The sequence below is a fragment of the Streptomyces sp. NPDC048370 genome (genome assembly GCF_043200825.1).
Taxonomy (GTDB): Bacteria; Actinomycetota; Actinomycetes; order Streptomycetales; family Streptomycetaceae; genus Streptomyces.
This window is the reverse complement of the sequence record NZ_JBICYI010000001.1, coordinates 258619-270762: the sequence shown is the minus strand read 5'-3', so window position 1 is coordinate 270762 and position 12144 is coordinate 258619. Positions and strand designations below refer to the sequence as shown.

The following is a 12144-nucleotide window of genomic DNA, read 5'->3' as shown; positions in this document are numbered from 1 at the left end:
CGGCTATCCGATCCCGGCGCGGCCCCGGAAGTACTCCCGGAACCGTGCGTGGCAGAAGCTGTACTCCTCATTGCCGCGGTGCGGTGCGAGGCCGGGCGCCGCCCGGCGGTGGACGAGCAGGAAGCGGTGGATCTCCCGCAGGATGCTGTCGAAGTTCAACCAGGTCAGGCCTTCGACGAGGGTGCACAGGTCCCTCCCCGAGAGTGTGCCCGCCTCCAGGAGGAAGGCGAGGATCTCGACGTGCTCGGCCCGGTGGGCGCTGCGGTTGAGCTGTTCCAACTGCTGGTCCAGATAGCCCTCCAGGCCGGTGGGGGTGCGCTCGACGTTGTCGCGGGTGAGTACCCCCGTGGCCGCGTCCTCCACCAGGAACCGTACGTAGAACGGGTCGCCGGCCGAGACGCGGTGCATCTGCGCGACGAAGTCCTCGTCCCGCGCCAGGCCGGCCGCCCTGCCTCCCGCCATCCGCAGCAGTTCGACGAGCGCCTGCTCGTCCAGACCGGCCAGGCGCAGATGCAGGCCCAGGTCGGCCGGGGAGAGCGCGATGTCGTCGAGACACGAACGGTCGCCCTGCGCCCGGCCGGAGAGGACGAGCACCAGCCCCTCCGGCAGCTGCCGGGGCAGCAAGGTCCGTAGCTGCTCCGGCGGTTCCAGCTCGTCCACGGCGTCCAGCACGACCACCGTCGGCTGCCGCGGCGGCCGCTTCAAGAGGGCGTGGAACTGCCGCTCCAGGCTCTTGAGTCCGCCTCCGCGCACATGGGCGGGGTCCAACTGCTCACACAGGGACTCCAGTACGTCCTCGGGGCTGGTGGGATCGAATCCGCCGCCTCTTCGCCGATAGGCCTGGCTGATGAAGTGGTAGCGGAACTCGGGGTGTTGGCGGACCAGGTCCGCGAGGAGCGAGGTCTTGCCGTATCCCGACAGTGCCTCCACGAAGACGTATCCGGTGGCGCGGTCCCGGATGAACTCCATGACCTGCGCGCTCTCGTCGCTGCGCCCCGCGAACAGCTGGGTGTGCTGTCCGATGAGATCGGTGAAGAAGTCCCGCGCCAGCGGTTCCTGCGGTGTCGGCGCCTCCTGCTGCTCGCTCTCCACCGCCTGCCGGTGCAGGCGCAGCAGCGGGGCCGGATCGGTGCGCAGGGCCCTGGCGAGGGCGATCACGGTGGCCCTGGTCGGGATGGCGGGTCCGTTGAGTGCCTTGCTGACGGTGGTGTGGCCCAGTCCCGCCGACCTCTCGACGGCGTGCATGGCGATGCCGAGCTCGGCCCGCCGGTCCCGCAGCAGCAGCTTGAGCTCCTCCAGGGGCTGCGCCGCCCCACCCTGACCGTCCGTCATCGCAGTGAGTGACCTCAGTGACCTCAGTGACCTCAGTGACCTCGTACAGATTCGTTCGCGCGAACGCCGGTGTACGACGCCTCCGGCATCGTCGTTCTCGGACAACTCCCCTACAAAGAACGGAGCTTGACCGTGTCCGTAGCGCTGTTCTCCCCGCCCGTGTACGCCCTCACTCTACTCGCCGCGGTCCTCGCCGCGGCCCTTCTCTCCCTGCTGGTCGCGGTCGGCGCAGGGCTGCTCGCGCACTGGGACGGCGCCTCCCTGCCGGGCGCCCTGTTCCGCGCCGGCACGGTGTTCGGCGCCGCCATGACGCTGCTCTGCGGCCTGATCGCACTGGGCGTGGCCGCGACGACGTGAAGCCTGGATGTCGTGCGGGGACGCGCCTGCGGAGGCGACATCGCCTGGTGTTCCCTGGCCGATCGCGCGCATCAGGCGTGGTCGCTCATCGCCTTCTGCCGGGCGTAGTAGGCGCGGGCGCGGTTGCGGTCGCCGCAGTCCTTCGTGCTGCACCAGCGGCGGTTCCGCCGCGGTGAGGTGTCGAGGTAGACCCAGCCGCACTTGGCGTCTTCGCATTGGTGGAGGCGGTCGAGGCCCTCGCCCTGCGTGAGAGCCAGGAGCCCGCGGACGATGCGATCGCGGGGCAGGGAGAGGTCGATGTCCCGGTCCTGCCATTGCCAGCGGTCGCCTGTGTGGACCAGGTCGGCTGCCGCGATCGCCGCCCGGTACATGCTCGCGAGGCCTGCGGCGGCCTCGGGGTCGTTGCCGACGAGGGTTCCGTAGGCCCTCTCGCGTGCTTCGATGACCTGTTCCCGTTCCCGCTCGGCCCGGGCGCCGTCCCCGTCGGCGCGGGCGAGCAGGGCTGCGGCTTCATCCGTGCTGATCAGGTCGGATTCGACGCACCACTCGACGACGTCGGAGAAGGTCTTCAGCGACTCGATGCGTTCGGGTCCGCCGAGCCGCCAGGCGACGGTGTTCACCAGGTCGAGCATGCGGTCACCCGCGATGTGACTGAACCTCACCATCAGTTCCTCTCGCCGGCCAGGGCACGTGTACCTGCGAGCGCGGCCTCACAGGTAAAACCAGTATTGCATGTGAGGTGATCCTCTTGGCATCATGCCCAATCGGCCAATCACCCATGAGATCACCGTCCGGGAGTCCACTCGTGCCTGTCGCCACCCCCCGACCATTCACCGCACTGTGGGCGTCCCAAGCGTCCTCGAACCTCGCCGACGGAGTACTGCAGGCCGCCGCACCGCTGCTCGTCGCCACGCTGACCCGTGACCCGCTCGTGGTGGCGGGCATGACGGTGGCGCAGTTCCTGCCCTGGCTGCTCGCCACCCTCCCCGCCGGCGCGATGGCCGACCGCATGGACAGACGCCGGATACTCGTCTTCGGCAACTGGCTGCGCGCGGCGGGGTTCGCGCTGCTCGCTCTCGCCTTGGCCGGCGGATGGCACCACGTCGCGCTTCTCTACGGCGCGGTGTTCCTTGCCGGCTGTGCCGAAACGATGGTCGACAACGCCGCCCTGGCCATCCCGCCCCGCCTCCTGCCCCGCGAGAAGCTCGAACGCGCCAACGGCAGGCTCTTCGCGACCCAGTCCGTCATCAACACGTTCATCGGACCGCCTTCCGGCGCGGCGTTGTTCGCGCTGGCGGCATCGGCGGCCTTCTGCACCGGCGCCGCCGCGTTCGCCCTCGCCGGCCTGGCGGCCCTGCTGCTGCCCGCGCTGCACCCCACCGGCGAGGGGCACGAGCCCGGCCGCTCGAACCCGACCACCATCACCCAGGACATCCGCTCCGGATGGGTCCACTTCTGGCGCCACACACTGCTGCGCCGCGTCGCGTTCATCTCGGCGGCGATCAACTTCTTCAGCGCGGCCACCGGCGGAGTCCTCGTCCTGCTGATCACCGGCCCGTACCAACTGCCCATGTCGAGTTACGGCCTGTTCATCGCCGTTCCCGCCGCCGGCGCGATCGCGGGCTCGCTGCTCGCCGAACACGTCGTGCCCCGCATCGGAGGCGGCCCCACCACCTGGCTCGCCGCCCTCGCCCCGGCCGCCGGCTATGCGGTCCTCGGACTGGGCCGCAACATACCCCTGGCCCTGGCCGCCATGTTCGGTGCCGCTCTTGCCACCTCACTGAACCAGATCGTCGTCAGCACCCTGCGCCAAGCGGCGGTCCCCGACGAACTCCTCGGCCGCGTCACCGCCGCCTACCGCCTGATCGTCCTGGGCGCGGTCCCCCTCGGCGCTCTCACCGGCGGCCTGATCGGACGCGGCCTGGGGATCCGAGCCACTTTCATCGCCGCGGCCGTCGGACTCGCCGTCGCCGCGATCCCCCTCGCCTCCCGGGTCACCACACAAGGCCTCCGCGACGCGGAATCAACCCCCTCGCTCCCCGCAGGCAGGTGAACACCAACCGGCCGCCCCACGCGGGGAGCGGCCGCCGCGTCCGGGCGCGGCCGCGTGGCTCGTCCTACCGTTCCGGATCGTCGGGTTCCAGCCCGCCTCTGCCGCGCGCCTGCACCACGATGCCGCCTTGAGCTGGTGGGCCTTGCCGTGCGGGGCCGCGTTCACCGCTCGGTGATGGTGCACCTTCATCAGGGAGTGCATCGCCTCGGCATCACCGGCCTCCGCGTCGGCCAGCAGCCACTTCTCGGCCGGAGCGTTGCCTCCACTGCCGGTTGCGTAGAGGTACTGACCGAGCAGTTTCATCGCGGACGGCCCGGCCGCTCACTCGGCCGCAGACAGCTCCGCGTCGAGCTCCGCGGCCGAACGCAGCCGTACGGCCCGGCCGAACAGGCCCTGGATCTCGCGGCACTGTCCGTAGGGGTACCGGATGTGCCAGTGCGTGAAGACGTACTCCAGGAGGTCGAAGCGACCCGCATGGGCGATCGTCGACGCGGCCAGCAGACTCTGCCGAACATTGAGCACCGTGGACGGCGGGTCCTGGTAGTTGTCCTGACGTACCGTCATCATCGCTTGCATCGCGAGGACCGGCTCGCCGGAGGTGTACAGGTGGCCGTTCCTGGTCCATCTCGGCAGCTCCGCACCGGAGTCGGGGGTCCAGTCGGCGAAGTCGGCCCGCAGTCCGGGCAGTACCGGTACGGGCAGCTCACGGGGACCGAAGGGGCGCCCCGCCAGCACCGCACCGATCATGGCGGCGTCCTCGCGGCTTCCCCAGTTGAACTCCTCCCGGACCAGGCGGGCGTTGAGCCAGGGATCGTCCTGGGCGAGCAGCGCCGGGACGATGATGTCGTCGTGCCGGTGACTGAAGTCCGGGCTGCCCGGCTTCTCGACCGGAGGCCGCACGCGGGGGGCGGTCAGGAGCACGTCCCACACCTGGCGGTCACCGTGCGCGACCAGGGCTCGTAGCGTGCTCGCACTCACGCTCGTACGGGCCAGTACGACGCGGGTGGGCACGTCGAGGGCGCCCACGACCGGGTCGACGACATCGACGGGAGCGAGACCGAGCAGGGCGGCCGGCCCCCCATGGAGGAAGGTGGACCCGCCCGGCTCGAAGGACGGCTCTGCCGGCGCCGCGTCGAGCAGTTCGGGCAGCGTTCCGTCGAAGCCGGCGGCGAGCAGGCGTACGGCGTTCACCCACGGGCCGGGGGACCCGCCAAGCTTCTCGCGGACCAGGTCGGCCGCGGCGTCCCGCTCCGGACCCACGAGGAGGTCGGTGGCGGTCACCACGTCGAGCGGCGCACCGCCCCCGGACAGCCGGACGGCGGTGCGCAGCAGCTGGGGCAGGGGACCCGAGAAGTACGGGGTGAGGCGCCGTAGCGCCATCCACAGCCCCGCCTCGGCCGCCGGATCCTCGGTGGCCACCTGTGCGAAGTGCTCCTCGACGATCCGGCCGACGGCTTCGCTCGGGGCGAAGGCGAGGGTGCTCTGTACCGGGCGTGCGTACCGGAGTATGTCCTCGGCGCTCACCGCGGGAGTCCGGCCGGCCTGGGGGTCGGTCTCGCGCACGGGCGCCCAGACCGCGGCGTACGAGCGTCCGGGCCCGAGGTCTCCACGGGTCAGGGTCGTGACGGCGGTGTCCCGGTCGGTGTAGAGCCGCAGCAGGTCGAGCCCGTTGAGTTCGGGAGCGGTGAGGGCGGCCACGACGTCCGGCGGGCAGTGGGCGTGCGCCAGCAGGACCCCGTACCGTTCACGTGCGCGCGTGCGGTGGTGGCGCATCTCCGGATCGGCGAGGCGACTGCGTACGAGATCCCAGTCCACCCGGTACGAGCGGTCGCCGGTGATGGCCCGGCTCGCGGCGGCGAGCTCGCCCTGGGTGAACAGGCCCAACTGGTAGGGCCGTACACCGGACTGCAGGCGCAGGCCCCAGATGCTCAGTGCCTCGTCCAGGAGGTCGTCCTGCTCCCGGAGCACGGTCGCGGCCGCTTCCAGGGGCTCCGCGGAACCCCGGTCGAGCGCGAGCTCGAACGCCTCGCGCACGTCCTGGTCCCGGATGCCATCGCCCCCTTCGGCCAGCAGCGTACGCAGCTCGTCGGCCCGGCCCGACTCCCACATCCGTATGCCCGCTGTCAGCTGCTGGTACGGGGTGAGGAGTACGTCCTCGCTCACGAATGCACGCAAGGCCTGTGCGACCAGGCCCGGTTCGCGGGAGTCGAAGCACAGCCGCAGCAGGTCGGCGTCCTGCGGCGACAACGGCAGGGACGGCAGGGACGGCAGGGACCGCAGAGGCGGCAGGGCGGCGACGAGGGCGTGCACGGCGGGGGTCCGCGGAAGCGGGTCCGCGGCGCCCGGTCCGAAGGGACGGCCCTCCAGCAGGGCCAACCGGATGGCCGGGGCCAGCTCGTATCCCTTGTCCCGTGCCTCGCTGACCAGGTCGGTGAGCAGCCACTCGTTGATCTGAGGATCGTCCCGGAGCAGGAAGGCGCGCTCGATCTCGGCGTCACCGTCGCTGTTGCGGCGCTTCAGGCTGTAGTCGCCGCCGAACATGCTCTGCCAGGCCTTGCGGTCCCCGCTGTCGATCAGGGGCTGGGCGAGCTCCACCCTGTCGCGCCCGGAGGCGATCCGGTGCAGCGGCCACGGGGCGATGCGGGCCAGGAGGCGGCGGGGCAGGTCGCCGGGCGCGAGCCGGATCAGCCAAGCCACCTCCTTCTTCGGGTCGATGCGCGCACCCGGGTCCTCGGCGCCGGCGTCGCGGTGTGCGTCGGCGGCGTCGCGGCGTGCGGCGGCATCGAGGAAGGCCGGGAAGTCGCCCGTGAAGCCGCTCGCGAGCAGCTCCAACGCCCGCTCCCAGGCCTGCTCGTCGTGGCCAAGCCGGGCCTGTACGCGTCGTTCCACCTCGGGCAACGGCGCACTGATCGGGCCGGAGTTCTCGAAGCGCTCGCTGGGGCCCGCCAGCCACTGTTCCTCGACCTTCGCGGCTGCCACGTCCGCCTGTCCGTCGCCCGCCGACGCGGTGAGCGCGGGGTCGAGGTCGCCGCGGGCGGCGAGGAGAGCGGCCTGACGGCGGGTCAGTCCCCAGCGTTCGAGGAGCGCCGCCACTTCTTCGCCGTCGCCATGTTCGGCGACCCAGTCGCACAGCCCCTCCGGCGGCGCGTTCCACCGTCGGCGCAGGACGTCGACTCGCGCCTGAGGCCCGAGTACTTCGGCGACCTGCGCGGCGGCGCCCTGTCCGGCGTACCAGAGCAGGAGGAGAAACGTATCGTCGGGCTCTTCGACTTCTGGTGTGCTCACGCCACGACACGCTACCCGCCGGAGCGTCCGTGTGGATCATGGGTACCTGCAGGTCGACGGCGGGTGCACCAGGCACGCGCTGAGGGCCGCCGGCCCCGGCCACCGCAACAGGGGCATCTTCGTCACCGTGACGAGACCACCAAGCCCGACGGCTTCGTCATCGAGACCCATGGCGCCGGCGGCCCCAGCGCCCCACCGCGAGGTGCGCTCACGCTGGACGACGACGGCGACCCGGTCTACGGCCCACGCGATACGCCCGACATCGCCAGGATGCCCGCGCTCGGCATCCCGTACTGGCTCGCGGGCGGCGTGGCCCACCCCAGCGGCTCGCCGCCGCGCGCGCGGCGGGTGCGGCCGGGGTGCAGGTCGGCAGCGCAGGTACCCGTGGGCGGGGGTCTCCACCTCGTCCTGCGCGGCCGTGCGCTGCCGTCCTCCGAGCGCCGGGTCCTCGCCGCGTTTCGCGGCCCATGTCTCCGCGGCCGTCGAGCGGGCCCGGCTCGCCGAGGCCGCCGCGGAGGCCGCCGCCGAGGTCGAACCGGTCAAGGCCGCCGACCGTATGCGCACCGCGCTGCTCGCGGCCGTCAGCCACGACCTGCGCACCCCCCTCGCCGCGGGGTGGGCGGCGGTCGGCTCCCTGCGCAGCCCTGACGTGCGGTTCACGGACGAGGAACGGGGCGAACTCCTCGCCACCGCGGACGAGTCCATGGCGCGCCTCAGCCGGCTCATCGACAACCTGTTGGACATGAGCAGGCTCCAGGCGGGGGCGCTCACGCTGAACCTTCGCGCCACGAGCCTGGAGGAGGTGCTTCCCTCCGCCCTGGACTCGCTGCCCCTGGACGCGACACCGCCCGTGCTCCACGGAGTGGAGGCGATCCCGCCCGTCCTCGCCGACCCGCCGCTCCTCGAACGCGTCATCGCCAACCTCATCGGCAACGCCGCGCGCTTCGCCCCCCGAGGAACCCCGGTCCTGGTCACCGCGAGCGCGCTCGCCGACCGCGTCGGACTGCGCGTCGTCGATCGTGGCCCCGGCCTTCCGCCCACCGATCGGGAACGGATCTTCGAACCGTTCCAGCGGACGGAATGGACGGAGTTCCATGCCATCTCGTGGACGGCCCGCGCCTGCGGCGCCAGGACCGCCGATACTGACCGGGCGGTCGAGGAGTAGCGGGGCGGCGGGGGGCGGGGCAGCGGTGGAGTGGACGATCTGGGCGGGGCTCGCGGCAGGCCTGCTGATCTCGGTGGTGACCGCACCCGTCGGCGTGTCCGGTGCGGTCTTCCTCCTCCCCGTCCAGCTCAGCGTCCTCGGGGTGCCCAGTCCGGCGGTCACGCCGACGAACCTGCTGTTCAACGTGGTGGCCGGGCCCGGCGCACTCTGGCGGTACCGCCGCGACGGCGGTCTCCGCGGTGGCCTGGCCCGGCGCCTGGTCCTGTGGACGCTGCCCGGTGTCATCGCCGGCGCCGCCGTCCGCGTCTTCGCCCTCCCCGGCCCGGACGTCTTCCGCGTCCTCGTCGCCGCACTCCTCCTGCCGCTGGGCGTGTGGCTGTGCGCGCGCACGCTGCGCCCGGCCCGGCGGCGTACCGGCGCTGCGGCCGAACCGTCGGCGCCCGCGCTCGCCGCCCTCGCCCTGACGGTCGGAGTGGTGGGCGGGATCTACGGGATCGGCGGCGGCTCCCTGCTCGGGCCCGTCCTGGCAGCGCGCGGCATGCCCATGGCCCGCCTCGCGCCGGCCACGCTCGCCGCGACGTTCACCACCTCCGTCGCAGGCGCCGCCGCGTACGCCCTGCTGGCCCTGGCGAGTTCAGGCCCCGTCGCGCCCGACTGGTGGCTCGGCCTGGCCTGCGGCCTCGGCGGCCTCGTCGGCGGCTACGTAGGTGCCCGACTCCAACCCCATCTCCCCGAAACCGCGCTCCGCCTCCTGCTCGGCACCCTCGCCGCGACCCTCGGAGCGCTGTACGCCGTCCAGGCCCTGTCGTAGGCACGCGGGAGGTACATGGCAGCGCGGTGCGTATGTGATGACCGCCGTCCCGGCGAGGCAGACCGAAGCACCGGCTCCGCAGGTCCATCAGTTCCGGCCGCGCGCGGCCGACCTGCGCATCGCCTGGAAGGCGACGAGGCCGCGGAGGGCCGCGAGGGCAAGAGCGAGCGAGCCTGCCGTCACCAGGAGGTACCCCGCGTCGGGGGTGAAGAGGAGCACTTGACCCAGGTCGATCGCCAGGAGCCCGGGCAGGAACAGGAAGGCCGTCGCCGCGAGGAGGAGGCAGACGAGTACGGCTGCCGCCGACCGGATGAGGATCCGCCGTCTCGTGCCGAACGCGTCTCGCCTCGGGCGCACCAGGCGGTACAGCGACCAGCCGGTCGCGACCGTGAGGACGGCGGTCGTCAGGGACAGGGCGGTGAGCAGCCGGCCGAACATCGGGTCGTCACTCACCGCTTCGGGCTCGCCGCCGAGCAGGACGCGCATGGCGTTGAGTCCGGTACGGATGAAGAACTCGTCCTTGTACGCGGCGTAGGCGTTGTGCAGGAGGATGACGGCGAGGCCCCGGTCGGGGGCGAGCACGATGGTGCCCTGGTGGTCCGTGGTGGCTCCGCCGTGCCAGACGACGCGGGTGCCCAGGTCGTCGAAGCGGTCGTCGCGCCAGCCGAGTCCGTAGTGGTGCGAGGTGCGCACCGGCACCGTACCGGTGTGCATCTGGCGGAAGCCGGCGGGGGAGAGGACGGACGAGGCGGCTCCGCCGCCGAGTTGGGCCCGGGCGAAGGGGACGAGGTCGTCGAGTGTCGCGCCGAGATAGCCGTACGGGGTGCCTGAGGTGTCGAACGGTACGGAGTGGCGCCAGGGCTTGCCGAAGACGTACCGGTGGCCGGGGGCGAGGCCGGTGCGCTCGGCGTCGTCGGCGTCGGTGATCGCGCCGGTCATGCCGAGCGGGCCGAAGACGGTCTCGTGCATCCGGTCGCTGAAGGTGCGGCCGCTGACCGTCTCCACCAGGGCGCCGAGCAGCATGTAGTTGGCGTCGCTGTACTCGTGGCGCCGGCCGGGCGGGGCCACGGGGGTGACGTCGGCGAGGCCGCGGGCGACGCGCTGGATGCCGCCGGGTGCGTTGTCGAAGCGGTCCGACTGCGCGAAGCCGTCGTCCTGCGAGAGGCCGCTGGATTGGTTGAGCAGGTGGCGCACCGTGATGCCGGTGGGGCGGAACCACGGCAGATGGCGCCGCACCGGGTCGTCCAGCCCCACCTTCCCCGCCTCGACCAGCTGCATCACGGCCAGAGCCGTGAACGGTTTCGCCAGTGAGCCGAGCAGGAAAGGGGTGCGGGTCGTGATCGGCGCGCCGTTCCCGTCCGAACCCCAAGTCCGGCTGTGGACCAGGCCCTTGTCGCGGTCGACGACGGCGAGCGCCGTACCGGGCACGTCGGCCCGTTCGCGCTGTGCCGCCGCGTAGCGGTCGATCTCCGCGTAGCTTCCGCCGTCGGCGGCTCGGGCGGCAGGAACTCCGGCCGTCGTGACGGCCGCGAGCATCAGTAACAGCAGCATCCATGCCCGTATCCGGGCACGCAGAAGAGCAGCACGCATGGCGCCTCCCATAACCATATGGCTGTACGGTTTCGAAGGCGACGTTACCGTACCGCGATATGGTTACGGCATGCCTCGCGTAGCCGATCACGAAGAACGCCGCCTCCAAGTGGCCACCGCGGTGGGCCGGATCATCGCGGAGGAGGGCCTGAACGCGGTGACGGTCGCCAAGACCGCCGCCGAGGCGGGCATCTCGGTCGGCCTGGTCCAGCACTACTTCCGCAGCAAGGACGAGATGCTGCTCTTCACCTACGGCCAGGTGCTCGAGCGGATCGAACACCGGGTCACCGAACTGATCGAGCGCTCCGAGGCCGTCGGCGCCCGCGTCGAGCACATCGTCCTCGACGGCCTCGCCGAGTACATGCCGCTCGACGACCAGCGTCGTCAGGAGTGGCGGGTGGCCCTGGCCTTCACCGGCCGCGCCGCCGACGACCCCCGCCTCGGCGCGACCAAGGCCGCCGCTCTCGGCCGTACCCGCGCGCTGCTCGCGCAGGCGATCACCAACGCCCAGGAGTGCGGCGAGGTCCCCGAGTCCGCGGACGTGGCGAAGGAGGCGGCGCGCATCGCCGCGTACGCCGACGGCCTCACCGCCCACCACTTCGCCGACCCCGCCGCCCTGCCGGCCGACGCCGTCCTGGCGGCCCTCGGCGACCATCTCGCCACCGTCTTCACCGGCGCGTGCCGCCTACGAGGACGGTCTCCCGGCGAGCGCCCGACGGCGTAGAAGGAGAACCGCTGAGTCAACTCCCCTCGGATTCGAAGGTGCGCAGCAGATCGGCGGCGACGCTCACGGCGATCGTCGCGGGTTCCTTGCCGGTGATGTCCGTCAGCCCGATCGGAGTCTTGATCCGGTCGATGGTCGCCTCGTCGTGACCGCCCTCGGAGGCGAGGCGCTTGCGGAACCGCGCCCACTTGGCCGCCGACCCGATCAGCCCGATGGCGCCGAGGTGCGTGGTGCGCAGGGCGGCGTCGCACAGCGCGGCGTCCTCGGCGTGATCGTGGGTCATGATCAGGACGTGGGTGCCGCGCGGCAACTGCGCGAGCACCTCCTCGGGCAGCAGCGGCGTGTGATGCACGTGGACCTGCGCCACCGCGTCCGCCAGGACACCGAGCCGCTCCTCGGTGAGGATGTCGGAGCGGGTGTCGATCAGATGGAGGTCGAGGTCCTGGCGCGCAAGGATGCGCGCCAGTTCGAGCCCGACGTGTCCCACGCCGAAGATGGCCACCGCCCGTACCACCGGCAGTGGTTCGAGCAGCACCGAGACCGTGCCGCCGCAGCACTGCACTCCATGCCGGCTGGTCACCTTGTCGTTCAGCGCGAAATCGATCAGCTCCGGCTCCGGCTTCGACGCGGCGACCATCTCCCGGGCGCGATCGATCGCGACGGCCTCGACATTGCCGCCACCGATCGAGCCCCACGTCTCGGTCCGCCCCACGACGAGTTTCGCTCCTGCGTTACGCGGGGCATGGCCGCGCACGGTCGCGACGGTCACCAGCACACCGGCCTCCCGTCGTGCTCGCAGCCGTGCGACCGCGGCGACCCATGTCATG

General features: G+C 72.0%; 9 protein-coding genes and 1 pseudogene. 5 read left to right on the top strand and 5 right to left on the bottom strand.

Translation table 11 applies throughout. The annotated features are described in order from the left end of the window. Nucleotides 1–3 precede the first annotated feature (3 nt). Nucleotides 4–1332 (bottom strand): AAA family ATPase, encoded by a 1329-nt coding sequence (locus ACGFYP_RS01150; RefSeq protein WP_393485188.1) that lies wholly within the window; start codon nt 1330–1332, stop codon nt 4–6. Between the two features lie 132 nt (nt 1333–1464). On the opposite strand from ACGFYP_RS01150, the gene ACGFYP_RS01145 reads away from it, so the two are divergent. Next, the gene (locus ACGFYP_RS01145) at nt 1465–1689 is read left to right on the top strand and encodes a hypothetical protein (RefSeq protein ID WP_393485995.1); all 225 of its coding nucleotides are present in this window, start codon (nt 1465–1467) and stop codon (nt 1687–1689) included. A gap of 71 nt (nt 1690–1760) precedes the next feature. Here the strand turns inward: ACGFYP_RS01145 and ACGFYP_RS01140 are convergent, their stop codons facing one another. Continuing rightward, nucleotides 1761–2354 carry a CGNR zinc finger domain-containing protein gene (locus tag ACGFYP_RS01140; protein ID WP_393485187.1) on the bottom strand — a complete coding sequence of 198 codons (594 nt, stop codon included), beginning with the start codon at nt 2352–2354 and terminating at the stop codon, nt 1761–1763. A 140-nt stretch (nt 2355–2494) separates the two neighbouring features. On the opposite strand from ACGFYP_RS01140, the gene ACGFYP_RS01135 reads away from it, so the two are divergent. Further along, a complete protein-coding gene (locus tag ACGFYP_RS01135) occupies nt 2495–3742 on the top strand; it encodes an MFS transporter (RefSeq protein WP_393485186.1) in 1248 nt (415 codons plus the stop codon). A gap of 321 nt (nt 3743–4063) precedes the next feature. On the opposite strand, the gene ACGFYP_RS01130 is transcribed toward ACGFYP_RS01135, so the two are convergent. Next, the gene (locus tag ACGFYP_RS01130) at nt 4064–7027 is read right to left on the bottom strand and encodes a hypothetical protein (RefSeq protein WP_393485185.1); all 2964 of its coding nucleotides are present in this window, start codon (nt 7025–7027) and stop codon (nt 4064–4066) included. 378 nt (nt 7028–7405) lie between these two features. Between ACGFYP_RS01130 and ACGFYP_RS01125 the strand changes: the two are divergent. Further along, nucleotides 7406–8102: pseudogene (locus ACGFYP_RS01125) on the top strand (sensor histidine kinase); the annotation flags it as partial. 115 nt (nt 8103–8217) lie between these two features. Continuing rightward, complete coding sequence (locus ACGFYP_RS01120) at nt 8218–9003, top strand: TSUP family transporter (RefSeq protein ID WP_393485184.1); 786 nt, start codon at nt 8218–8220, stop codon at nt 9001–9003. Nucleotides 9004–9090: 87 nt separating this feature from the next. On the opposite strand, the gene ACGFYP_RS01115 is transcribed toward ACGFYP_RS01120, so the two are convergent. Beyond that, complete coding sequence (locus ACGFYP_RS01115) at nt 9091–10593, bottom strand: serine hydrolase domain-containing protein (RefSeq protein WP_393485183.1); 1503 nt, start codon at nt 10591–10593, stop codon at nt 9091–9093. A gap of 70 nt (nt 10594–10663) precedes the next feature. Here ACGFYP_RS01115 and ACGFYP_RS01110 point away from each other — a divergent pair, with 70 nt between their 5' ends. Further along, nucleotides 10664–11317 (top strand): TetR/AcrR family transcriptional regulator, encoded by a 654-nt coding sequence (locus ACGFYP_RS01110; RefSeq protein ID WP_393485182.1) that lies wholly within the window; start codon nt 10664–10666, stop codon nt 11315–11317. 16 nt (nt 11318–11333) lie between these two features. Here the strand turns inward: ACGFYP_RS01110 and xdhC are convergent, their stop codons facing one another. After that, nucleotides 11334–12143: a xanthine dehydrogenase accessory protein XdhC gene (xdhC, locus tag ACGFYP_RS01105; RefSeq protein WP_393485993.1), complete on the bottom strand. Its 810-nt coding sequence runs from the start codon at nt 12141–12143 to the stop codon at nt 11334–11336. Between the last annotated feature and the right edge of the window lies 1 nt (nt 12144).

Coding starts and splice junctions, on each gene's coding strand:
- ACGFYP_RS01150 (WP_393485188.1), bottom strand. CDS start 1,332: ATGACGGACGGTCAGGGTGGGGCGGCGCAGCCCCTGGAGGAGCTCAAG.
- ACGFYP_RS01140 (WP_393485187.1), bottom strand. CDS start 2,354: ATGGTGAGGTTCAGTCACATCGCGGGTGACCGCATGCTCGACCTGGTG.
- ACGFYP_RS01115 (WP_393485183.1), bottom strand. CDS start 10,593: ATGCGTGCTGCTCTTCTGCGTGCCCGGATACGGGCATGGATGCTGCTG.
- ACGFYP_RS01110 (WP_393485182.1), top strand. CDS start 10,664: ATGCCTCGCGTAGCCGATCACGAAGAACGCCGCCTCCAAGTGGCCACC.
- xdhC (WP_393485993.1), bottom strand. CDS start 12,143: ATGACATGGGTCGCCGCGGTCGCACGGCTGCGAGCACGACGGGAGGCC.